A 25316-nucleotide genomic window follows, 5' to 3' on the forward strand; every position below is an offset into this window, starting at 1 on the left:
TTTTGCTTTTCGATCATTCAGGCTTTCAAAGTGTGTCTATCACGTAGCGCAATGACAAGGATGTTAATATTTGCTTTAAACCTTATTGTTTATTAAGACAACAAAACAATAAAAATCTGAGCTGTTCTCGTTAATTTAAACCCTCCTATATTTTTGAATCAATTTGCTCAGGTTTAAATTCATGGATAAACTTCGCATAATCATCAATATATGATCTAAATGCTTCTTCGCGAGTGGTAAAGTAAAATATTTCATTGCCATTCCTGACAATGGTTTCAGGAGATTTACCATTACAGTACCCCCCAGCTGAATAGACAGCAGACTTAAGCATTTGAAAACTTTGCTCAGCAACCTGTTCATCCTTAAACGCAAAAACCAGCAAAACAAAATCTGGACGATATTGTTTTTCATCACCTAACTTAACTTTACTGATTGCCTTATAAGAGCGAATGCCCTCACCTTTTACTTGAATCACTTTATTCAGAGAGCAATCATTTTCAGACCAAGAGCTGCCACTGTCTTTTTCTATAAACTCAAAATTGGCTTTTAATAAACGTGTTTGTAATGCCAAAAGTAATGTTTCATTTTCATCTACCGAGTCGGTTTCTATAGTGGCATAGCGGGTATCTTCATTTGGCATCTCATTAAAGGTTAAACCACTGGCAGGTCGGCTTTGGTCCGCTTGTGTAGATGTTAGAGTATCAGCAGATTGCTGCTCTTTTGGATGCTCTGAACATGCATACAAACTGATAAGTATTGCCATAATCCCTATGTTTTTTTTCATCAGCCCCATCCCTATTTTCTTGCTTGCATAAAAAACGGTACTTGATCGTACCGTTTCATTCAACTCTTTTACAATGATTTAATAGCTTTATCAGGGTTTAGATATATTAAAATACTGTAATTTGAATCAATTTAATGAAGATTAAGCTTCAGGGCGTTTCTTTAATTCATCACGAATTTCACGCAGTAATGCAATATCTTCTGGTGTAGCAGCTGGAGCTTCTTCAGCAGGTTTACGGATTTTATTTAGGAATTTAACCAACAAGAAAACCACCCACATTAAGATCAGGAAGTTCAATACAATTGTGATGAAATTACCATAGGTTAATACGTTAATTCCGGCTTTGGTTAATTCATCCAATGATGAAAGGTTATTTGGGTTATCGCCAAGTACGACAAATTTTTGGGTAAAATCAACACCACCACCCGTAATCACTGTGATTAAAGGCATAATCACGTCTTTCACTAATGAGTCGATAATTTTATTGAAAGCACCACCAATGATGACACCAATTGCCAAATCCATCATATTGCCTTTAACAGCAAATTCTCTGAATTCTGAAAGAATACTCATATTTTAACTCCACGCCGATTTTGCGTATTTTTTATGTGACGAAGTATACATTATGTTTCAACATATATTTCCACCTAATTTACTCGCTTTTTATTAAAAACCAATATCCTTTTACATTTATATAAAAAAACCGCAATTTATTAAAAAATTGCGGTTTTTTTCTAGAAATTGAATTATTTCCAGTTTGAACGCTTAGCCACGTGAAGCACGTTTACGTTCATTTTCAGTTAAGAATTTTTTACGAATACGAACTGATTTAGGTGTTACTTCAACTAATTCGTCATCTTCAATAAATTCTAATGCTTGTTCAAGCGTGAATTTAATTGCAGGTGTTAACGTTAACGCTTCATCTGTACCAGATGCACGCATGTTAGTTAACTGTTTCGCTTTGGTTGGGTTCACAGTCATGTCGTCTGAACGAGAGTTCATACCCACGATCATACCTTCATAAACTTCTAACTGTGGTTCAGCAAATAGACGACCACGGTCTTGTAAAGTGAACAATGCAAATGCTAAGCAAGTACCGTTAACCATAGAGATCAACACACCGTTTTGACGTTTCGCAACTGCACCTTGTTTAGCTGTACCGTAATGCGAGAAGCTTGAAGTCATGATACCAGTACCAGAGGTAATGGTTAAGAATTCAGAACGGAAACCAATCAAACCACGTGATGGAACAGTTGCTTCAATACGGATACGGCCTTTACCGTCAACTTCCATATTGGTCAACTCACCTTTACGGTTACCCATTTGTTCCATAACAGAACCTTGATGTTGCTCTTCAACATCAAAAGTAACGTTTTCATATGGTTCTTGAGTTTCGCCATCAACTTCTTTCATGATCACTTGCGGACGAGAAACACCCATCTCGAAGCCTTCACGACGCATGGTTTCAATCAATACTGAAAGGTGAAGTTCACCACGACCAGAAACTTTGAAACGGTCTGGACTGTCAGTATCTTCAACACGTAAAGCAACGTTATGGATCAATTCGCGATCTAAACGCTCACGGATATTACGTGAAGTTACAAATTTACCTTCTTTACCAGCAAACGGTGAGTTGTTTACTTGGAAAGTCATCGAAACTGTAGGTTCATCTACAGACAATGCAGGTAATGCTTCAACATTTTTAGGATCACAGATTGTGTCAGAAATGTTCAAAGCATCTAAACCAGTGATACATACGATATCACCCGCTTGAGCAGAATCTACATCTACACGCTCTAAACCATGGTAACCCATAATTTTTAAGATACGGCCGTTACGTGTTTTGCCATCTTTATCGATAACAGTCACTGGTGTATTGGTTTTTACTGAACCACGTTGAATACGACCAACACCAATTACACCCACGAAACTATTATAGTCAAGTGATGAAATTTGCATTTGGAATGGACCATCAATATCAACTGCTGGTGGTTCAACGATATCTACGATTGTTTCGAACAACGGTGTCATATCTTCTGCTAATTCTTCAGGAGAAGGACCAGCAACACCACGTAAGCCAGAAGCATATACGATTGGGAAGTCTAACTGTTCATCACTACCGCCTAAGTTATCGAACAAATCAAATACTTGATCGATTACCCAGTCTGGACGAGCACTTGGCTTATCTACTTTGTTGATGATAACAATTGGCTTCAAACCACGAGCAAACGCTTTTTGTGTTACAAAGCGAGTTTGTGGCATTGGGCCTTCTTGTGAATCGACAAGAAGAAGTACGCAGTCAACCATAGACATTACACGTTCAACTTCACCACCAAAGTCAGCATGTCCTGGGGTGTCGACGATGTTGATGCGGTATTCAGTATTTGTACGCTTGTCTAACCATTTGATTGCAGTGTTTTTTGCAAGAATGGTAATACCGCGTTCAGACTCAAGCGCATTCGAATCCATAACACGCTCAATCTCACCCGCGCGGTCACCGAGTGCACCTGATTGTTGTAAAAGTTTGTCGACAAGAGTCGTTTTACCATGGTCGACGTGCGCGATGATGGCAATATTACGGAGAGTTTTAATATCAGACATGTAAATTCGATACGCTTTAAATTTGAGGGCAAATTATACAGAAAAATCTTAACTTTTAGTAGTGACAGTTTATTGACAGTTACAAGTTTTTTTCACAACAGCGGGCTTTTTATTTTGTAATAGTGTGTAAAGCGATTAGAATAGCGCCATCTTGCCACTTCCAATTGCTGTGCCATGTCCAATTCTACCCCCTCTCCCAATCAGAAACAGGCTCAAATTGATCTTGTTTATGGTCTAGATGATCGCCCAAAACCACTCATCGCTTTTTTTGCGGCTTTGCAACATTTACTTGCGATTATTGTTCCAATTGTAACACCCGGTTTACTGATTTGTTTAGCTTTAGGTGTTTCTCCTCAAGATACCAACATGATTCTTTCCATGTCATTGGTGATTTCTGGGGTAGCAACATTCTTACAATGTAAAAAAATTGGACCATTTGGTGCAGGGCTACTGATTGTTCAAGGTACAAGCTTTAACTTTATTGGTCCAATGATTGGGATTGGTTCAGCCATGGTTGCTGCGGGCACACCAGTAGAAGCGGTTATGGCATCTATTTTTGGTGTGGTCATTGCAGGCTCATTTATTGAAATGGGTGTTTCACGTATTTTACCTTGGGTAAAAAAGTTGATCACGCCCTTGGTTACAGGGATTGTGGTACTGTTGATTGGTTTAACCTTAATTAAAGAAGGTTTAATCAGCATGGGTGGTGGCTACCAAGCCATGGAAAGCCATACGTTTGCCAGCGCCGACAATCTCATCATGTCATGTACAGTGTTGGCAATTATCGTCCTTCTCAATCGCTTCAAAGTGGTTTGGGTGAAAAGTTCTGCAATTCTTATTGCTTTAGTCATTGGCTATATTCTTGCGGGCTTTATGGGCTATTTAGATTTTTCTGGTTTAAAAGATGCCCCATTGATTCAAATTCCGACACCAATGCATTTTGGAATTAGCTTCTCATGGAGCTTATTTATTCCTATGGCGTTTATTTATCTTGTCACGTCTTTAGAAGCAATTGGCGATGTCACCGCAACCTCTAAAATTTCAAATCAGCCTGTAGATGGCCCAGTGTGGATGGAACGAATTAAAGGTGGTGTACTGGTCAATGGTGCCAACTCATTTCTTGCAGGGATTTTTAATACATTCCCAAGTTCTGTCTTTGCACAAAATAACGGTGTAATTCAGTTGACGGGTGTTGCAAGTCGTTTTGTTGGGATTTGGATTGCAATCCTACTCATCATTCTGGGGTTATTCCCTGCTGTTGCTGGTATCATTCAGGCGGTACCGCAAGCGGTACTGGGTGGTGCGGTTATGGTAATGTTTGGTGCAGTTGCTGCTTCAGGCATTAACATTTTATCGGGAATTCAACTAGACCGTCGTGCGTTACTGATTATTGCTATCTCTTTAGGTCTCGGCCTAGGGGTTGCACAAGTTCCTCAAATTTTGGAACATTTGCCAGAATTACCGCGTAATATTTTTAGTTCTGGTGTCGCAACTGGCGGGCTAGCTGCATTAATTTTGAATTTAGTTTTACCCGAAACTAAAAAATAATAAATCTATTCTTTATAATGCCCAGCTTAGACTGGGCATTGCTCTAATTTTTATTGATGGATGGTGAATATGGAGCCAAAAAGCGAAGTTGTCATTCGACAGCATGACTACCTTTCTGGACGCGTGCTATTTGTAAATGCAGCAACGGATGATCTACTTTCAAATTTAGCTCATAACATCGAAGCAAGCATTTGGACTTGGAATTACAATGAGTTTCAATATTTTCAGAATCAGCAGGCAAAGGTACATTTTGGTACTGACCTGCCAGAAGCTGAATTTGATCAAGCTGTTGTTTTTGTTCCAAAATCAAAAGAGCTACTCAACTATATCTTGCACAATTTAGTCAGTCGTTTAGCTGTTGGCGCTTCGATTTTCTTGGTTGGAGAGAAAAAAGGTGGTGTAGAACGTGCTGCAAAACAACTCCAGCCTTATGGTCAAGCCATCAAGCTTGATAGCGCACGTCATTGTCAAATGTGGCAACTCACCACAGATAAAACCGTGACAGCAAAGCCATTAGCAGAATGGGCGCAAGTCTATAATGTTCCAACACCTGCCGGAGAACTTAGCATTTGTGCACTCCCTGGTGTATTTAGCCAAAATCGTCTAGATATTGGAACTGCAGTGCTTTTACCTTATCTCAAACAAGTGACGTCTGGTAAGATTGCGGACTTTGGTTGTGGTGCAGGTGTCATCAGTGCTTATCTCAGTAAACTTAATCCGAAAAATCGTATTTTTGCTTTAGATATCGATGCTTTTGCTTTAGCATCAACGCAAATGACTTTTGAAAAAAATAATTTACCTTTAGAACAACTTGAAATAAAAGCAGTCACAGGGATTGAAGATGCGCCATTGTTCTTACACGCCATTGTGAGTAACCCTCCATTTCACCAAGGTATTCAAACAGATTACAATGCCAGTGAAACGTTATGTAAAACTGCGAGACGACATTTAAAATCAGGTGGTGAATTATGGATTGTGGCAAACCGCTTCCTAAATTACCCATTACTCATTGAGCAGAGTTTTAGTCAATGTACGACTAAAGCAGATCAACAAGGCTTTAAAGTGCTGTTCGCCAACACTCAAAAAAGTAGTAAGGAATAACGATGAGCGAAACAGATCATCCTCAACTCCAGCGTAAGCTTGGAGCACGACATTTAAACATGATCGCCATTGGCGGTTCTATTGGTACAGGGTTATTCCTTGCTTCTGGTCAAACGATTGCCACTGCTGGACCTGGTGGTGCATTACTTGCTTATGTTCTGATTGGTATCATGATTTATTTCTTGATGACCAGTTTAGGTGAACTTGCAACCCACAATCCAACATCAGGTGCATTTTTTACCTATGGTAATAAGTATGTAGAAGAAGGTTTTGGTTTCGCACTCGGTTGGAACTATTGGTATAACTGGGCCATTACCGTTGCATTTGAATTGGTTGCTGTTCAATTCATCATGAAGTTTTGGTTTCCAGACATCCCCGGCTTTTGGTGGAGTGCGCTATTCCTTGCGATTATCTTTTGTATCAATGCCTTAACTGTAAAAGGCTTTGGTGAAAGTGAATTTTTATTTTCACTGGTTAAAGTCATTGCCATCATCTTCTTTATTGTCATTGGCTTATTCATGATTGGTAAAATCATGTTAGATCCAACAGATTCAATTACCAAGAATTGGACCGTTGGTGAAGCGCCATTTGTAGGTGGCTTTCAAGCCTTAGTCGGTGTGGCCATGATCGCTGGATTCTCGTTCCAAGGGACGGAGATGGTCGGTGTCGCTGCAGGTGAATCTAAGGATCCGAAAAAAACCATTCCAATCGCCATTAAACAAATCTTTTGGCGTATTCTTTTATTTTATATATTGTGTATCTTTATCATTGGTACATTGGTTGCGTATACAGATCCAAACCTTGCACTTGCTGCGGAAGGTGATGGAAACATTACCCTGTCACCATTTACTCTGTTATATGAAAAAGCAGGTTTAGCATTTGCAGCAGGCTTAATGAATGCCGTGATTTTGACTGCAATTATGTCTGCAGGTAACTCAGGTATGTATTCATCAACACGTATGTTGTTTGATATGGCACGTGAAGGTAAAGCGCCACGAGTTTTCTCTAAACTCGATCTTCGCGGTGTACCCATGAATGCACTGTATGCAACAACGGCAATTGCGGCACTGTGTTTCTTAACCACCTTTATTGGTGAAAGTGTCGTGTTTACTTGGCTGTTAAACATGTCAGGTATGTGCGGTTTTATTGTCTGGTTAGGTATCGCAATCTCACATTATCGCTTCCGTAAAGGTTATTTGGCTCAAGGCTATAAACTTGAAGATCTCGCTTATCGTGCAAAATTCTTCCCTTTTGGTCCGTGGTTTGCCTTTATTCTTTGTGCCATCATTATTCTTGGCCAAAATGCAGAAGCTGTGCTTGATGGAAAATGGATGAGTGTGTTGTCTACTTATATCAGTATTCCGCTGTTCCTTGTTATCTGGCTTGGCTATAAGTGGAAACACAAATCTAAATTGATTGCTTATGATCAGATGGATGTACAACCCATTCAAGTCGAAAAAGAGTAAATCACTTGATGTAAATAAAGCAGCTTTTTAGCTGCTTTATTGTTTTTTATAACAGCAATTCAACGTGAATTAAAAATTAATTTGCTATGTTTCATTGACAAAGTTTTTTTTCTTTATAGAATAACGCCCATTGGATTATTTCCAATCAGAATTTTCACCTTTGATTTTAAATCAAAAAGTATAGGAGTACGACATGCATCAACTTGAGAAAACTTTAAATTAAGATTAAGCAGTCGTCTACCCACGGGCACTGAATTAATCAAAGTGTCCGAATGTCAGTCAAACCTAGCATTCGCTAGGTTTTTTATTGTCTTTAAAATTTGAATCGATCATTGCTTTGACAATAGTGTTGTAACCACCTTCGGACAATAAAAAAATTTGCTTCGAGAAAAAAATGAGCATACAAATGATTTTAAACGCCAAAGCAGAATATGGCGTTCCCGTAAAAATTTATACAAAAGATGTGGATGAGGAAAGCCTAACGCAACTGCGAAAAATGGCACAATTGCAATTTATTCATTCACATATCGCAGTCATGCCAGATGTACATTTGGGTAAAGGCGCAACCGTGGGAAGTGTTATTCCCACCAAAAATGCCATCATTCCTGCTGCGGTTGGCGTGGATATCGGTTGTGGTATGAATGCATTAAGACTTAGTCTAAAAGCATCTCAACTGCCCGATAACTTAAGCACTTTACGCAATGCCATTGAAAGAAAAGTACCTGTCGGCTTTGAAATGCACAAACAAATCAAAGCAAAGGCTTCAACCCTTTCGCCCTTAGATAAAAAACTCCAGCGTATTACAGACAAACACCCTGCTTTAAAACGCATGTTACGTAGTTTTGATGTTACATGGCAAAAGCAACTCGGGACTTTAGGTGGTGGTAATCACTTTATTGAACTGTGTATTGATGAAAATGATGATATCTGGGTCATGCTGCATTCAGGTAGCCGTGGCTTAGGTAATGTGATTGGCACTTACTTTATTGAACGTGCCAAGAAAGAAGCACAACATCGTTTTGGTCACGTGCCTGATAAAGACTTGAGCTACTTTGCAGAAGGATCGACGAATTTCGATGATTATGTTGAAGCTGTAGAATGGGCACAAGAATATGCTTTTGAAAACCGACGAGAAATGATGCGTTTAATTTTAGAAGCAATTCGCCCATTATTACCAAGTTTTCAAATGACCAAAGAAGCGATTAATTGTCATCATAATTATGTACAGAAAGAATTTCACTTTGATGAAGACGTATTTGTTACACGTAAAGGTGCAATTCGTGCAGGGCTCGATGAATATGGGATTATCCCCGGTTCAATGGGCGCGCAATCTTTTATCGTTAAAGGTAAAGGTAATCCAGATTCTTTTTGTTCATGCTCACATGGTGCAGGACGTAAAATGAGTCGTTCTAAAGCCAAGCATTTGTTTAATCAGCAAGATTTGATTGCACAAACAGTAGGCATTGAGTGCCGCAAAGATAAAGGTGTGGTTGATGAGATTCCAAGTGCCTACAAGGATATTCATCAAGTTATGGCCAATCAAAATGATTTGATTGATGTGGTCCATACACTGAAACAAGTATTGTGTATTAAAGGCTAAAGCCGAAATAGCCCTTAATTTTTATCATGAATCTCAGTAAATTTCGATTTACTGAGATTCACATTTGCAATTGAATTAACAATATCGAATCGCAGGACAATATTCACGAATCACAATCATTTGCTGACAAATTCCTTCAGCTAAACGTTGTTGTTCAAAGACAGCTTTCGGCATAGCTTCAAAATTATCATAGAAACAAATCTCCTGATCATTTATCGAATAAACCAACGAATGATTTCCAACACCTTCTAAAGTGTCATAAAAAACAATGATATTGCACCCTTGTTCAATATAGGCTTGAATTTCTTGATAGCTCAGCGCTGGACTAATCTGCAACCCTAACTTCTTCGCGTCTTGATAACGAACGATTTCTTTTTCATGAATATTTGAGTCTTCATCTGTATAAAAAGACAGATCAAAACCTAATTTTTTTAATCCAACGGCTAGGCCAATCGTAAAAGTACCATCCTCTGCATCGTGATGACAAAGTTTAACCAGTTGTTGAATATCTAACTGAATTGAGTAATTTTGCAATAACATCCAAACAGCAAAAATACCGCAATTTGATTCTAGGTCTAATAAGGCTTTAGGCAGATGCACACTCATTCAATTTTCAAACTTGTAGAAATCACAATCAACAATTATAACGCTGTAAGATCAAATTGAGAGGCTTTATCGAAATTACTTAATTTTTAAAGTCACCGTTACTCGTCTATTTTTCACTCTACCTTCAGCTGTTTTATTATCAGCAATTGGCTTGGTTGGTCCTAAACCGAGCGTAATCAATTGCTCTGGATTGACCTGATATTCATTTAAGAGAAAATCTTTGACAATATTTGCTCGCGTTAACGATACTTTATTATTTGCAGCCAAAGAGCCAGTACTGTCTGTATGGCCTTCAATGTAGAGAACAAAATTTTTATTGTCTTTCAATAATTGTGAAGCAACAGATAAAGCAGGTTTATACTCAGCTTCAATGTCTGTTGATTTCGGTTGAAAATATATGGACAGCCCATTTTTCAATGACTTCACTTCATTTGGATACTGTTTTTGGATTGAAACACGATTTGAATTTATTGGTGTCGACGTACAGGCATTTAATGCCATGAGTACCAGTCCTAAAATAATATATTTCATCGTTAACCTGTAATTATTAATTTCTGATTCAATTTTATTTAGATATTCTAGAATTATAAGGACTTTAAATAAAAAAGCGACTCAATTGAGTCGCTTTTTTATTCACTAAATAAAGGATTATTTAGTTACAGTACGGCTACCAGTGATTGTCGCGAATACACGACGGTTCATAGCACGACCTTCTTTAGTTTTGTTGTCAGCAATCGGTTGATCCCAAGCGAAACCTTGAGTAGACAAACGAGATGCATCAATGTTGTACTCGCTTACAAGCGCTGATTTAACAGAGTTAGCACGAGCTAAAGATAAACGTTCGTTTAACTTACGTGGACCAGTGTTATCTGTATGACCTTCAATACGAGCAGTCGCATTCGGGAATGTAGTTAACGCATCAGCAACTTTAGCAACTTCTGGCTTGTATTGATCTTTGATATTTGATTTGTTTGTATCAAAGAACACACGAAGTTCCATGTTCAAATCTTCAGTAAGAACTTGTGGAGCTGGTTCAACTGGAGTTGGAGCAACTGGAACCACTGGAGCAACTTCTACTACAGGAGCAGCAGGCTTCAAGTGACCACCAAGAACTACGTTAAGACCTGCAAGAGCAGTATAGTTCCAGAATTTTTCGTCAAAGTTATAAGTACCACGAGCTTCAGTACGAAGAGATAAAGCATCGTTTAAGCGCCAGAAAGCACCAACACCAGCATTACCTAAAGTACCTTCTTCGTTGTTATGGTAAGACATGTCATCAAGTTTGTACTTGTAATGACCAGCACCTAACAATACATACGGTTTGATTTTGCTGTCATAGTTTTTAGTGATCAAATCAGAAGTAGCATAAAAGTTACCGTTGATTTGAGTTTGCTTGTATTCAGAACCAGCTACGCCAGTACCGTCAAGATCACCTTTAACTTGGTTATATTCAGCTTCAAAACCTAACCATGGAGTAAGTTCTACACCAAGTGCAGCACCAACGAATAAATCGTCTTGTAATTCAGGACCGTTAGTTAACTCGCCTTTATCACCACCATTGTTGTGTTGAGAGTCTTGGAAAGTGTAACCAAGTAGTAAAGGTGTAACAGTTACACCAGCATTAGCAGCAGCGAATGGAGCGGCAACAAGCATAGCAAGTGCGATACGACTCAATTTCATGGATATCCTCCAGAGATAACAATTGTTGTTCAAGCTTAGCCTAAAATTTATTGGCTATCCTGAGATAAATTTTAATACCCCAGTATTATTTTTAAGCTACTCACGTTGAATCATACAAACACTTGAGGCTTTTTCCAAGTGCTTGATAACTTTAATCAAGTAAATTATTGACAAAATTACTTACAATTTCCGTTGTAATTCGGTAACTTTTTACTCAATTTTTTTGCGTGGATCGCTTATCTTTTTGCTACGTGCATTTTAGCAGTAAAAGAAACTGATAGTAATAAATATTTTACTACGTTAACATTTCAATTAAATTTAATAGAAAAATCATTATTTTTCAAATAAAAAACAAGACTTAACAGAAGCCTCAAAGATGTATTTTTATTGTAAAGAACGAGGACTTACCTTGTTCGAGCTTATTACCACTATTTGTATCCTTACAATTATCAGCCTAATCTGTTTGCCCCATTATCATAATTGGATGCAAAAACAAGAGATTAGAATCATTTCCGCACATATTCAACAGCATGTTTCTTATGCAAGAAGTCAAGCTTTAGTTCGACATACTACTGTGGTCATTTGTTCATCTGAAGATTTAATTCGATGTGAAAAAGACAAATGGAACAAAGGATTACTTATTTTTACAGATAAAAATAAAAACAAACAAGTCGATTCTGAAGATCACATACTCCTCAAAACTGAAAATAAAATTAAATATGGCAAACTGACTTGGGTCGGAAGTGCCAGCAGTAGAGATGTATTGACTTTACAAGGTGATACAGGTTTACCCAGAGGTTCACCTGGAAGCTTCTATTATTGTAGCCAATATGATGAGGTAAATAATAAGCGCTACAAAATCGGACGAATGGGAGCAATAAATTTAGGGCCACCACCTGAATGTTAAAAACTGTTCTCTACGGTCAGCATATATTCAATCGCTAGACTTTATTCTTATACTATTTTTTATATACTGCTTAGGTTTTGGATATATTCACAGAATAATCATTTGGAGATTAAAACAATGACTGACATCGTAATTGTGAATGGTGCGCGTACAGCTATGGGTGGTTTTCAAGGAAGCCTGACCAGTTTGACTGCGCCAGAACTAGGTGCTGCGACGATTAAAGAAGCCATTGCCCGTGCTGGCTTACAACCAAATGATGTACAAGAAGTCATTATGGGATGTGTTTTACCTGCGGGTTTAAAACAAGGCCCGGCACGCCAAGCGATGCGCAAAGCCGGCTTACCTGATTCAACCGGTGCTGTAACCATTAACAAATTATGTGGTTCAGGCATGAAAGCAGTTATGCAGGCTGCGGATGCAATCAAAGCAGGTTCGGCGGAAGTGATTGTTGCTGGCGGTATGGAATCGATGACCAACGCACCTTATCTTTTGCCAAAAGCACGTAGTGGATATCGCATGGGCCATGGTGAAGTAAAAGACCATATGTTCTTTGATGGCTTAGAAGATGCTGAAACGGGTCGTTTAATGGGTTCTTTTGCCCAAGATATGGCAAATAGCAAAGGCTATACACGTCAACAGATGGATGATTTTGCGATTCGTTCTTTACAACGTGCACAAAAAGCTATTACTGAAGGTTGGTTTAAAGATGAAATCGTTTCTGTCACAGTTTCAAGCCGTAAAGGCGATGTTGTTATAGATCAAGATGAACAACCATTTAATGCCAATATCGACAAAATTCCTAGCTTGCGCCCTGCGTTTGCCAAAGATGGAACAATCACGGCAGCCAATGCCAGTTCAATTTCAGATGGTGCATCTGCGCTGGTTTTAACCTCTGCGGATCATGCTGCAGCAAAAGGGCTTCAACCTTTAGCAAAAATTGTTGCCTATGCTTCAAACTCACAACATCCCTCTGAATTTACCATTGCCCCAGTAGGTGCAATCCAAAAAGTACTGAATAAAACCGGTTGGGATGTTCAAGATGTTGACTTATGGGAAATCAATGAAGCATTTGCTATGGTTACCATGTGCCCTATCGATGAATTTAAATTGGACGCTGAAAAAGTCAATATTCATGGTGGTGCATGTGCCCTCGGCCATCCTGTTGGTTCTACAGGTTCACGCATCATCCTGACCTTGATTCATGCGTTAAAACGTACTGGTGGTAAAAAAGGTATTGCTGCCCTTTGTATTGGTGGTGGTGAGGCGACTGCTGTAGCGATTGAAATTCTTTAAGCACCTCAATCCTTGAATTAAAAAGAGGCGTCTATTACATGGTAGACGCCTCTTTTATTTTGCTTTCACCTGAACAACTTAAATATCGCTCAATTCATAATTAAGGATTTAAATTGTTCTGCTCTGGAATCGGGGCAATATAGGCAATAATCAGCATCACAAAACCCGCACCCAAGAAAGAAATCACGCGCGTTAACGTTCCAATATGAGATAAATCAAACAGTACCAATTTTAAGGTGACAATCACCAAAATGCTCCCCCCTAAAATCCATAAAGGACGTAATAATTTACGGCTAGCAAAGCTCATCGCAATAAAGGCTAAGCTTACCCAAAGCAAGGTTAGACTCAGTTGAGCAGTGGCATCTTGCCAAAGACTCAGTTGGTTATAAGGTGTAGCAAAATACACATGTAAGGCTCTTAGAACGATATAGCTACTCAGCCATAACAAACTTAAAACACATAGTACTGCAAGTATTCCATGGTCGATTCCCGGCTTCAAAGCTTGTTTAAATTGAAGGTTCAGCATCCAGAAAAAACCAATTAACATGGCGATACTAACCAAATCAAAGGGATTTAAGATTGGTAATAAATATCCTTGAAATGCTTGCTGTGAAAATAGCTGAGAACAAATCATCCAAATCAACATCAGTAACAAACTGCTGCGCGTTTGCCAAAACATTGTCCATTCTGAGTTTTTCTGAAAGAAGCACCATCCACAAAACACTAAAGGTAAAATGACCATGCTGATATAAGGCATCGTTGCAATTAAGCTAAGACTGCTTAGACTTAAACTGATTAAAACACCTAAACTGAGCCATTCACTTTCAAACTGTAGCCCTTTTGCAGGTCTTAACCAGACTGTCGCTAGCACTAAACCTGAAACTGCGATACCCCATCGTTCAATATCACTGGTCCATAGCAACATGCCATTTTTACTAATATCCAGCAATAAAATGAGTGTAAATACATAGACGGGAATTACCCCAATCCATTTTGGAATCAACCATGTTGATCTGGCCTTTAGCCATAACATCAATTCATTCATCAACAGATAAGCAATAACCACAATCAATACACTGTATATATATCGATTCTCTCCCTCTAAGAGATCAAGCAATAATGCAAGAATCATCGTGGTTGCAGAAATCATCAGTAGGCTTAAAAACAACGTCGTTACTGAACTGATCTGTTTGCGAAAATCATCACGCCTATTTGCCAATAACACCACGGCGATATAGCTTAAACATAAGTACCAATACATCGTGGTTGGAAAATCAGGCAATTCAAACAAGTAATAAAGGCTTGAACAGCCTGCAACAATCAACAAGGCAATCGCCATATAACGACTGATCACCGATTGTCGATATAAAGCAAAGCCAAAAATACAGAGGCCTTCAACAGCCCAACCCACCACACTCCACTGACCATGCAGAAGAATCGGTGGAATTAAAGCAAGAAAGATCAATGCCAAACTAAAATAACTTTGAGAAATCAGTTGAATAGATTGATTACGTTTTGAAAGCTGATAAATCCCAGCAAACACCACAGCAAAACCAAGGCTAAAACCAGCAAGAATCAGTTCTTGGTGAAAATACATTAAATATAAAAATAAATAGCCAATTATCGGTGCACCAAAAATCAACGCAACATCTAAACTGGGTTTCAGTTTAAATTGCTCAAGATCCTGTTTGGCGATCAATTGACTAAATCGAAAACCAAGCCAAATGAATACTGCAAGATGTGCAAGAATAAGTATCGTGAGTGATTGTTTTTCTTGACTATAGCCATGATAGAACGCATAACCACCACCAATGATTACAGTCACTAAAAAACCGATCTGATTTAAATATTTCCAAGGTCTTAATGTACTCAGTACAGCAATCGCAATGTTAATCACTAAATAATAAGCCATCAGTTCTGCTACTGTTGCATTTCGCACAGGCAACGTAAATGGTGCAATATAAGCGATAAGCACTGCCATCAATGCCAATTCCACGCTTTGCTGCTTTAAGCTTAAACTCAATGTCAGCGCCATAATTACAGCAAAACACAAACTTGCCAGATAAAGACTCGGAATCACCTGATTGTAATAGGCAAAGAATAAGGTTAAAAATAATCCAGCAAGCCCCAAGCCCTCTATTGCTAAAGCAAAACTACGATTTTTATTTTGTAGTACTACACCCAACGCAGTGATTGCACCACTGGACAAAGCAACAATTGAAAGTTTGACTGCTAAACTTAATTGCCAATGCTCTGTCGCAAAACGCAACAGCAACACAATACCAATCACCAAAACCAAGATCGCAACTTTCAAAACAGGGTTGCCTTGAAAAATCCATTGGCGAATTTGCCCCATTAAGTTTAGCGACGAATCTTGTGGCGTGCCGATGCTTTGTTGTATAGCTGATGGATGGTTCAAATCTGGAGATCGCTGTTCTGACAAATTCAAGTGTTGAATTTGCAATTGAACTTGGCTCAAATAGCGCTCTAAACGGCGTAACCAGCGTAAAAAAAAGAAAATCCAAGCAGTTAACCCTAAACCCACCATCCAGCTCAAATGCAGTGTTAAACCCACAACGGCGATAATCGAGGAGATATATAATGGCACTTTTGATGTGCTTTGCAGTGGAACCCGTGTCTGTTGCGCGATCTGTTGCAATGGATCTTGAATCGCATCCACATACTGCATCACACTCATGACAAATGCCAAACCACAGATATAGGTCAATATCCGTGCATCTAAAAACCATGCACTGACTGCGATAATGATCAGCATCATTAACCAAATGATGCGAATTTCACTCTGCCCTTTGAGCATATTTCATCTTTCTCGATCCTGAGTAACTCGATGATACAACAGCCTTACCTGATGATTATGTGAATTCATCAGATATTCAGTAACACAAGGATGACTGTTGCATCTTCGCAAGCGCAAAAAATCACGTACAATAAAGCGGTTATTTGAATTAGGAAAATATCAATGCCACCATTTGTATTGGTCGATGGGTCATACTTTTTATTTCGTGCTTTTCATGCACTCCCACCTTTAACCACATCAACTGGATTACAGACCAATGCGATTCGTGGGGCAATTTCTGCAATTCAAAAACTGATGCGTCGTGTGCAACCAACACATATGGCGGTTATTTTTGATACGCCTGAACCGACTTTTCGCCATGTACTGTCACCAATATATAAAGGTGACCGCCCAAGCATGCCAGAAGAATTGTCACAACAAATCCCTTATTTGCATTCCTTGATTCGTGCTTTAGGTATTCCATTACATACGCTTCCAGGTGCTGAAGCGGATGACATCATTGGAACCTTGGCAAAACGCGCTGAAAAAGCCGGTCATCAAGTCTTAATTTCTACTGGTGATAAAGACATGGCTCAGTTGGTCACGGATAAAGTGACCCTCGAAGACAGTTTTAAAGACAAACCGATGGATGTCGACGGTGTAATCGAAAAATTTGGCGTCCGTCCAGATCAAATTATTGATTATTTAACCTTGATGGGTGATGCCTCTGATGGTATTCGTGGTGTACCTGGTGTTGGTGCAAAAACGGCAGCGAAGCTGTTAAATGAATATGGTACGATTGCTGGCATTTTAGAAAATGTTGACAATATCAAAGGTAAAGTTGGACAAAGTTTAAAAGACAATGTTGAAGGGATTGCACTTGATCATCAATTGGCAAGTATTGTTATCGATCTCGATTTAAGCTTGACCTATGATGATTTAAAGCTCTGTGAACCTGATGTTGAAGCATTACGCAACTTGTATACTGAACTTGAATTCCGTAATCAATTACAATCGCTAGATCATCCCAATAATCCAAATAGCTCAGCCTATAAACAAACAACACAAAGTATTAGCAAAACTGAGCAGCCTGTTGAAAATGAAATTACAGATCAAGCAACAAGTTCGAGTGTTGATGACCGCCTTGGTGAAGCCACTTATCATACTGTTTTAAGTCAAGAAGCATGGGATAAGCTCTTCCAGCGCTTAAGCACAGAAAAACGTTTTGCAATTGACACTGAAACCACAAGCTTAGATTACCGTATCGCTGAAATGGTTGGTTTTTCAGTGGCTTTTGATGCCAACGATGCTTATTACATCCCTTTGGCACATGATTATGAAGGTGCACCTGAGCAACTCAATCGTGATGCGATTATTCAGCAAATCAAACCGATTCTTGAAGATCCAAGTGTTGAAAAAATTGGACATCATTTAAAATATGATGCACATATTTTTGAAAATCACGGTATCCATTTACAAGGCTGGTATTTTGATACCATGCTGGCCTCTTATGTCTTGAATGCAGTGACAACACGCCATGGTATGGATGATGTTGCACGTGTTTATCTGAGCCATTTGACCACGACTTTTGAACAGGTTGCTGGTAAAGGTGCAAAACAAAAGACCTTTAATCAAATCGAGATTGAAACCGCTGGACATTATGCAGCAGAAGATGCGCATGTCACCTACCGCCTTTATGAAGTTTTGGAACGTAAGCTAAAAGAAATTCCTGAACTGATCAATATCTTACATCACATTGAAATGCCAGTAGCCAGTGTTTTGGCGACCATGGAAGAAAATGGGATTGAACTTGATCTAAGCTTCTTGGATCAGCTCAGTGTGGACTTTGCCAATACCATTCAAAATCTTGAAAATCAAATTATCGAAATCGCTGGCGAATCTTTTAATGTCGGTTCACCCAAACAAGTCGGTGAAGTTTTATTTGAAAAATTAGGTTTAAAAGGTGGCAAAAAAACTGCAACGGGACAATACAGTACCTCTGAAGCAGTTTTAGAAAAAATCGATCATCCAATTACTGAACTGATCATTGAGTATCGTGGTTTAACCAAGCTTAGAAGTACTTATACTGAAGCCTTAGTCAAACAAGCCAATCCCGATACCCACCGCGTACATACCAGTTACCATCAAGCCTTAACAGCAACAGGTCGTTTGTCTTCAACCGATCCAAACCTACAGAACATTCCGATACGTGAAGAAATTGGTCGTCAGATTCGTAAAGCCTTTATTGCACCTCAAGGGCGTGTACTTTTGGCAGCCGATTATTCACAAATTGAATTACGTTTAATGGCGCATTTCTCACAAGATGATGCGTTGGTTGATGCCTTTCAAAATGGGCAAGATGTACACCGTCGTACAGCATCTGAGGTCTTGGGTGTCGCGCTGGAAAATGTAACCTCTGATCAACGCCGCCAAGCCAAAGCCGTTAACTTTGGTTTATTGTACGGTATGTCTGAGTTTGGTTTGATTCGTCAACTGGGCTTTACTCGTGAAGAATCGCAAAACTATATTAAGCAATACTTCCACCGTTATCCGGGTATTTATGAGTATATGCAACGTACCCGCCAAGTCGCATTGGAACAAGGTTTTGTAGAAACCATTACAGGTCGTCGCTTATATACACCAGATATTGATGCTCGAAATATGATGGTGCGTAAAGGTGCGGAACGTGCTGCGATTAATGCACCACTTCAAGGCTCTGCGGCTGAAATCATTAAAATGGCGATGATTGAAGTCAATAAAATCTTACCTCAAGACCAGGCCAAACTTTTACTTCAAGTACACGATGAATTGGTGTTTGAAGTTGATGAGGCTATTGCAGATCAATTGGCTGCACAGATTAAAGATGTAATGCAAAAAGTCGTTACCTTATCGGTACCTTTAGTTGTTGAAGTCGGTCAAGGCAAGAATTGGGGTGAAGCACATTAAGCCTTTACAACATTCCCAGTCCGTCTAGGAAGAAAATTGGGATGACAGATATTTTTTAAATATCTGTCATCCCAACTAAATACTAATATTTTTCAAATCACTATATTTAAATATCCAACATATTTGCCATAAATATAGCTAAATTATCAAAAACTCTAATCTAAATCATGCTCTTCCATTGATAATGTGATTGTTAAACTCATTTCTTTGTAGCTTAAATTTCTTAAAATATTCAGACATAGCACCTTTAACTCTTCAATCATGGTTTGTTGTTTTTCTAAACCATTTTTAGGATCTAAACTCGACCACACATCAATTTCATCAAAACAACCAATCACATACTTCAAATCTTCAGAGAGAACTAATGAATGCTCAAACTGATGTAAACCTTGTAATCTTCCTAATGACCATATCCCGACTTCTGGCTGAACAGCCCCCAGTTTCATTGCCTCTAAAACACCCAAAGCGAGCGAAGCCAAATAAAACTCTGCATTTAAATTATTGGTTTTAATTTTCATATGATTCTATTTTTTACCATTTAAAGTTTACTAATAACCCACTTAGATCACCATTTGCTTTATCTCACAAAAAAAGGACTCGATTGAGTCCTTTTGCTATTTAAACTGGTAAATTAAAGACCTGTTAACAATGCAATCGCAGCATAATCCATAACTTTTTCAGCAATGATCAATGCCAAAATCGCTAAAATTGGAGAAAGATCAATCATTCCCATATTTGGCATGATACGGCGGAACGGTGCCAACAACGGTTCAGCAAGCTCTTGAATCACTTCAATATAAGGTGATCTCGACTGAGTAAACATCACCACCCAACTGAGGATAATGGTCGCAAAAATTAAATAGCGACAAAAACGAATCAGGTCTTGGATCATGGTAACAAAAGTTAGAATGATCAAATGTACAGGACTATTGGGTATTGCACCTTGCAAGTACATCATTCCAAAAATTTTAAGCAGATATAACACCACTAGCAAAACTAATGCAGCTGTATTTACTCGCCCTTTGGCCAAAGGCGGAAAAATTCGCCCAAACATATCCACAATTTTTGTCGCTTTAACTGTCGACATCACCACTGGATTGTATGGACTCACCATGGCCAATTGCATTAAAAAACGAAAGAATACGAGCAAAATCGCTACGTTAATAATAATGCCAAAAATTTGCGCAGAATTTGCACCCATACTGGAACGTTCCTAAAAATCAATAATTATTTAATGCTGTCACTTAATTCTTGAGCCAGTTCCTGACTACGCTTCTGCGCAGCAGCTAAAGCTGTCTGAATATTTTGAGAAATTTGAGCACGATCAAATACTTCTAAAGCAGCTTGTGTAGTGCCGTTTGGAGAAGTCACATTTTTACGCAATTCTGAAGGTGCATTTGAGCTGGTAATTGCCATTTGTGCTGCACCAAGTGCTGTTTGTAAAGTTAAAGCAGTCGCAACCTTTTCATCTAAACCCATATTTTTTCCAGCACGAATCATGCTTTCCATCATATAGAAGAAATATGCAGGACCAGAACCAGAAACAGCAGTTACAGCATCAATCTGTGCTTCAGAACTCACCCAAAGCGTTAAACCTGTCGCAGCAAGTACTTGTGTTGCCAATTCACGGTCTTTAGCACTGACCTCTGGTTTCGCAAACATACCATGTGCACCAGTTTGAACCAAAGCAGGGGTATTCGGCATAACACGAACAACACGCTCACTGCCGGTTAAGTCTGAAATCGTTTTAATTTCAGCACCAGCAACGATTGAGATCAATAATTTATCTTCGAGTAAACCTTTTAAAGGTTTAAGCACCCCACCCAAAACTTGAGGTTTTACAGCAAAAACAACAATATCGGCATTTTTAATTGCTGCGATATTATCATCAGTCACATGAACATCTTTTTCTTGTAGCAATTGTCGAATGTTTTCAAAGGGGTCAGAAACTGTAATACGTGTTGCAGGTAATCCACGACTCAACAAGCCACCGATTAGGGCTTGTGCCATATTCCCACCACCAATGAAAGTAATATTACAATTTAACGCTGCACTCATGAATCACGCTCGACCTTAGTTTTTAACTCAGAGATTAAATTTGGTTGCCATCCACCCACTTCACAATATTCAGATTGTGCCAACCAAAAACCATTTGGTGTAAACACCCCAAGCATAACATTATCTACACTTAATATTTGAATTGTATGACGCATCCACGGAAAAATATGTGCTTCTTGAATAGCTTTTTTTAAGGGCCAAGCACCTACTCTGCCATAAAGATGAATTTTTTCACCACCCAAACGCGGCTTTAATGTTAGCTTATGATTGAATAATGCAAAAGCCAGGCCCATTTTAGAGCTTTCGATCTGAAACACACCAGATGTGAATTGTAGTTGTTGATGAAGCTGAAATTGAACTTCCTGTTCTTGAGGCAATTGTTTAGATTTTGATGCTAAATATTGGTTTTGTTCAATTCGATAAAGCTGATTTTGATAACGTAAATAATAGAAATGATTCCAATGTAAAGCGGCTTGCGCATCTGTCTTAGACTCAATTACTTCATCTTGTAGCCTTTGCACCATGTCCAAGGCTGGGCGATATGCCCCCTCACCTTTCATCCACATAGAGAGAAGTTGCCGCTGTCTAGCAGGGGAAAGTGATGCCAATTTGGCTAAATCCAATTGTGTAGGATGACCACAGAACTTTAAATCCTGTTGTACCACCTCATTGAGAATTTCATCAGCATCTTGCATTAAATAGCTGGTACGTGCCAATGCTTGCTGCATTTTAGGATAACGGCTTTGCAAAATATGCCAAAGTTCATGTCTACACCACGCACGGTCATAATGTATATCTAAATTGGAAGGGTCATCCACATAATCGATTTTCAGTTGCTCAACCCATTGGCAAATCTGCTCACGGGAAGTATCAAGTAAAGGCCGCCAAATCAGCAATTGATCGCGCTGATCGATGGATTGCATTGCAGATAGACCTGTAACCCCCGCACCTGATAGCAAACGCAGCATTAACGTTTCAGCCTGATCTTGCTGATGATGTGCAAGAACCAATACCTCATTTTCATCGATATGCTGTAAATAGGCTTGATAACGCGCTTGACGTGCTTGATTCTCAAGATTGCCTTGAGCGACTTGAACCGGCTGAAGAATATAAGAAATATTCAGCGCTGTGCATTGTTGAGCAACAAAATCAGCCCACGCATCACTGACTTTTTGCAGTTGATGATTGACATAAATTGCACGAATTTGCTTGGGGAAAAGTTGTGCCATCAAATGTAGCAACAGCATGGAATCCATACCACCACTACATCCGATTAAGAAACGGGTATTTTCAGGAAATTGAGAATACTGTTTTAAGAAGCAAGACCTAAATTGTCGCTGCCAAACTTCATTAAACGTTGATAACGTGCTTCGCATCGTTCTTCCGCAGTCATTGGCTGTAATTCATCAAGCGCTTGTTTTAACACATCCTTGAGTTTTTCCATAACCTCAAAAGGATGTAAATGAGCACCCTCACCTTCATCAACCACATATTCAACAATACCAATTTCTTTGAGCTTGTCAGCAGTTAATGCAAGTGCTTCACTGGCTTGTTCTGCTTTATCTGCAGTTTTCCATAGAATAGAAGCACAACCTTCAGGTGAAATCACAGAGTAAATACTGTGTGACAGCATAATAACGCGATCTGCAACACCGATGCCCAACGCACCACCAGAACCACCTTCACCTAAAACAGTTGCAATGACTGGCACTTTAAGGCTTGAAAGTTGCGCTAAGCTGGTTGCAATTGCTTCTGCTTGACCACGCTCTTCAGCACCAATACCCGGGTATGCTCCCATGGTGTCAACAAAAGTAAACACTGGAAGATTAAAGCGTTCCGCCATATCCAGTAAGCGTTGAGACTTTCTGTATCCTTCAGGATTACACATCCCAAAGTTATGCTGTAATTTTTCACGCGTACTACGACCACGGTGTTGGCCCACAACCATTACTGGCTGACCGTTAAAACGGGCCAATCCACCCACCATCGCACCATCATCACCGTATAGACGATCACCATGCAAGGTATCAAATTCAGTAAAGATTTCGCCTACGTAATCCAAAAATTGCGGACGCTCAGGGTGACGTGCAATTTGAACCGTTTTCCAAGCTTGAGATTGAGCAGCTTTATTTTTCATAAGTCGAGTATTATCCCTAATTCACCGATGGATTACGCATCGGAAGTTTAGGTTTAAGTGATATGAAATGATTGATCATTCCATCATCACCAAACCTTTAAGTTAATCGATAAACTGTTCCGACTGAATATTCAATTCAATGTCCCAATGCTTAAATTGCACTTGCTCATCATGCAAATCTGCAACCAGCAATGGCCATTGTTTGGCATCACCAGAAACGCTGAGTTGCCATTGTTGCTCATTCTCCACTGTCAATTCAATGGCAGGAAGCATCTCATCGCTACGACTATGATTTAGTAAAACTGCAAGACGAAGCAACAAGCACAAGTACACAAGCTTGTTACCGCCCACTTTTAACACGTCTAATTTGGCATCTACTCGTAATTTACGACGGTGATGAGCGACCAAATGTGACAAATGGTTTTGATCAATTTGTGAAAAACCGGGGATGTCTGAATGTTGTAATAAGTAAGCACTGTGCTTTTGATAACCACTATGACTAATGGCTAAACCCATCTCATGCAAATAAGCAGCTCGACGCAACAGATCACTATCATCACTGTTTAAGTTAAGTGTGCTGGCCACAGCATTAAACAAATGTTGTGCTGTTTCAACCACACGCTCAGCTTGTTTTGCATCTGCACCATAGCGTCCCATCATCGCCTGTACACTACGATCGCGAATATCTTCGTGTTGGAAACGGCCGAGTAAGTCATACATTACACCTTCACGTAATGCCCCATCTGAATATACCAATTTATCAATATTCAAGACTTCAAACACAGCATAAAGGATCGCTAGACCCGCAGGTAATACTGCTCGGCGATCTTCTTTTAAACCATCAAATTCCATATCTGAAATATTTTTAAATTTCAGCAATTTGTCTTTTAATTTTTCTAAACCTTCACGAGTCAGATTCTCTTGCTCATCACTCCAGCCCATATTGACTGCAATTTGGCGACATGCTTTGATGGTTCCACTAGAACCGACCACAGTATCCCAGCCAGCAGCTTTATAGGTATTTGCAATCGAAGATAATTCTTTTCGTGCAGCAACCACAGCTTTATCAAAAGCTTTGTTGTTAATATCACCATCAGCAAAATAGGCTTTAGTAAAGGCAACACAGCCCATTTGTAAAGATTCGGTATGAATCGGCTCGAACTCTTCACCAATGATCAGTTCAGTAGATCCACCACCAATATCGATCACCAGACGTCGACCACTATTGGCCATGGTATGTGAAACACCCAAGTAAATGAGTCGGGCTTCTTCACGTCCCGCAATAATTTCAATGGGTTTTGGCAAGATCTCCGCTGCTTTTTGAATAAATTCATGCCCATTTTTCGCTTGACGCAGCGCATTTGTCGCAACAATTCTGAGTCGAGTCGGCTGTACTGAACTTAAACGCCCAACAAAACGCGCTAAGCAAGCCAAGCCTCGTTGCTGTGCAGCTTCAGTTAAGTTTTTATTTTCATCTAATCCAGCTGCAAGCTGAACCTTTTCTGACATAGAAGCAACTTTCTTAACTTCACCATGATCCACACGAGCAATTGCCAAATGGAAACTATTTGACCCCATATCAATCGCAGCAAGTAATTCTTCATCAATCAAAAAATCAGACATTATTTATACAAACTCATACTGAATTGCTGCTTAGATTAATTCACATACACGCTTTTTAAAAGCCATTTATTTAGACAATTTGATGAGTCATTATTTTTTCAGCATATATGACAATTATGTGACAGTTTCACTGGTTTTTCTAAAGATCCGATTGTAAATATCGTGAGCA

At 39.2% G+C, this 25316-nt stretch carries 20 protein-coding genes; 7 read left to right on the forward strand and 13 right to left on the reverse strand.

Annotation, left to right across the window (positions count from 1 at the left end; translation table 11 throughout):
* Nucleotides 1–145 precede the first annotated feature (145 nt).
* The 3 genes from ASC84_RS11745 to typA all read right to left on the reverse strand — a co-directional run bounded on the left by ASC84_RS11745 (nucleotide 146) and on the right by typA (nucleotide 3385).
* Nucleotides 146–784: a hypothetical protein gene (locus ASC84_RS11745; protein ID WP_056514822.1), complete on the reverse strand. Its 639-nt coding sequence runs from the start codon at nucleotides 782–784 to the stop codon at nucleotides 146–148.
* Between the two features lie 141 nt (nucleotides 785–925).
* Nucleotides 926–1357, reverse strand: a complete 432-nt coding sequence (gene mscL, locus ASC84_RS11750) for a large conductance mechanosensitive channel protein MscL (protein WP_056514824.1) — start codon at nucleotides 1355–1357, stop codon at nucleotides 926–928.
* A 192-nt stretch (nucleotides 1358–1549) separates the two neighbouring features.
* Nucleotides 1550–3385 (reverse strand): translational GTPase TypA, encoded by a 1836-nt coding sequence (typA, locus tag ASC84_RS11755; RefSeq protein ID WP_004723004.1) that lies wholly within the window; start codon nucleotides 3383–3385, stop codon nucleotides 1550–1552.
* Nucleotides 3386–3559: 174 nt separating this feature from the next.
* On the opposite strand from typA, the gene ASC84_RS11760 reads away from it, so the two are divergent.
* From ASC84_RS11760 to ASC84_RS11775, 4 genes are all read left to right on the forward strand, one after another.
* A complete protein-coding gene (locus tag ASC84_RS11760; RefSeq protein ID WP_004723006.1) occupies nucleotides 3560–4933 on the forward strand; it encodes a uracil-xanthine permease family protein in 1374 nt (457 codons plus the stop codon).
* Nucleotides 4934–5002: 69 nt separating this feature from the next.
* Nucleotides 5003–6034 (forward strand): class I SAM-dependent methyltransferase, encoded by a 1032-nt coding sequence (locus tag ASC84_RS11765; protein ID WP_056514826.1) that lies wholly within the window; start codon nucleotides 5003–5005, stop codon nucleotides 6032–6034.
* A gap of 2 nt (nucleotides 6035–6036) precedes the next feature.
* A complete protein-coding gene (locus tag ASC84_RS11770) occupies nucleotides 6037–7500 on the forward strand; it encodes an amino acid permease (protein ID WP_004723010.1) in 1464 nt (487 codons plus the stop codon).
* Between the two features lie 394 nt (nucleotides 7501–7894).
* Nucleotides 7895–9100 (forward strand): RtcB family protein, encoded by a 1206-nt coding sequence (locus tag ASC84_RS11775; protein ID WP_056514829.1) that lies wholly within the window; start codon nucleotides 7895–7897, stop codon nucleotides 9098–9100.
* A 75-nt stretch (nucleotides 9101–9175) separates the two neighbouring features.
* Here the strand turns inward: ASC84_RS11775 and ASC84_RS11780 are convergent, their stop codons facing one another.
* The 3 genes from ASC84_RS11780 to omp38 form a co-directional block, all read right to left on the reverse strand.
* On the reverse strand, nucleotides 9176–9706 hold the full coding sequence (locus ASC84_RS11780) for a cysteine peptidase family C39 domain-containing protein (RefSeq protein ID WP_056514832.1): 531 nt from the start codon (nucleotides 9704–9706) through the stop codon (nucleotides 9176–9178).
* Between the two features lie 75 nt (nucleotides 9707–9781).
* A complete protein-coding gene (locus ASC84_RS11785) occupies nucleotides 9782–10237 on the reverse strand; it encodes an OmpA family protein (RefSeq protein ID WP_056514835.1) in 456 nt (151 codons plus the stop codon).
* Nucleotides 10238–10354: 117 nt separating this feature from the next.
* Entirely contained in the window at nucleotides 10355–11386 is a 1032-nt protein-coding gene (gene omp38, locus ASC84_RS11790) for an outer membrane protein Omp38 (RefSeq protein ID WP_056514838.1), read from the reverse strand.
* 484 nt (nucleotides 11387–11870) lie between these two features.
* Here omp38 and ASC84_RS11795 point away from each other — a divergent pair, with 484 nt between their 5' ends.
* Nucleotides 11871–12293: a GspH/FimT family protein gene (locus tag ASC84_RS11795; RefSeq protein WP_224964820.1), complete on the forward strand. Its 423-nt coding sequence runs from the start codon at nucleotides 11871–11873 to the stop codon at nucleotides 12291–12293.
* 117 nt (nucleotides 12294–12410) lie between these two features.
* Complete coding sequence (locus ASC84_RS11800) at nucleotides 12411–13586, forward strand: thiolase family protein (protein WP_056514842.1); 1176 nt, start codon at nucleotides 12411–12413, stop codon at nucleotides 13584–13586.
* A 100-nt stretch (nucleotides 13587–13686) separates the two neighbouring features.
* On the opposite strand, the gene ASC84_RS11805 is transcribed toward ASC84_RS11800, so the two are convergent.
* Entirely contained in the window at nucleotides 13687–16404 is a 2718-nt protein-coding gene (locus ASC84_RS11805) for a DUF2339 domain-containing protein (RefSeq protein ID WP_056514845.1), read from the reverse strand.
* A gap of 162 nt (nucleotides 16405–16566) precedes the next feature.
* Between ASC84_RS11805 and polA the strand changes: the two genes are divergently transcribed.
* On the forward strand, nucleotides 16567–19329 hold the full coding sequence (polA, locus tag ASC84_RS11810; protein WP_056514848.1) for a DNA polymerase I: 2763 nt from the start codon (nucleotides 16567–16569) through the stop codon (nucleotides 19327–19329).
* 155 nt (nucleotides 19330–19484) lie between these two features.
* Here polA and ASC84_RS11815 read toward each other — a convergent pair whose 3' ends face one another.
* From ASC84_RS11815 to ppx, 6 genes are all read right to left on the reverse strand, one after another.
* The gene (locus ASC84_RS11815; protein WP_056514851.1) at nucleotides 19485–19847 is read right to left on the reverse strand and encodes a hypothetical protein; all 363 of its coding nucleotides are present in this window, start codon (nucleotides 19845–19847) and stop codon (nucleotides 19485–19487) included.
* A gap of 113 nt (nucleotides 19848–19960) precedes the next feature.
* Nucleotides 19961–20530, reverse strand: coding sequence for a YggT family protein (locus tag ASC84_RS11820; protein ID WP_004723028.1), 570 nt, complete (start codon nucleotides 20528–20530; stop codon nucleotides 19961–19963).
* A gap of 26 nt (nucleotides 20531–20556) precedes the next feature.
* A complete protein-coding gene (gene proC / locus ASC84_RS11825) occupies nucleotides 20557–21387 on the reverse strand; it encodes a pyrroline-5-carboxylate reductase (protein WP_004819135.1) in 831 nt (276 codons plus the stop codon).
* Entirely contained in the window at nucleotides 21384–22763 is a 1380-nt protein-coding gene (tilS, locus tag ASC84_RS11830; protein WP_081409357.1) for a tRNA lysidine(34) synthetase TilS, read from the reverse strand. Before tilS ends, proC begins: the two co-directional genes overlap by 4 nt.
* Nucleotides 22700–23524 carry an acetyl-CoA carboxylase carboxyltransferase subunit alpha gene (locus ASC84_RS11835; protein WP_004819131.1) on the reverse strand — a complete coding sequence of 275 codons (825 nt, stop codon included), beginning with the start codon at nucleotides 23522–23524 and terminating at the stop codon, nucleotides 22700–22702. Before ASC84_RS11835 ends, tilS begins: the two co-directional genes overlap by 64 nt.
* A gap of 102 nt (nucleotides 23525–23626) precedes the next feature.
* Nucleotides 23627–25147 (reverse strand): exopolyphosphatase, encoded by a 1521-nt coding sequence (gene ppx / locus ASC84_RS11840; protein WP_056514857.1) that lies wholly within the window; start codon nucleotides 25145–25147, stop codon nucleotides 23627–23629.
* Between the last annotated feature and the right edge of the window lie 169 nt (nucleotides 25148–25316).

Origin of the sequence: Acinetobacter sp. Root1280 (assembly GCF_001425285.1) — a bacterium.
Taxonomy (GTDB): Bacteria; Pseudomonadota; Gammaproteobacteria; order Pseudomonadales; family Moraxellaceae; genus Acinetobacter; species Acinetobacter guillouiae.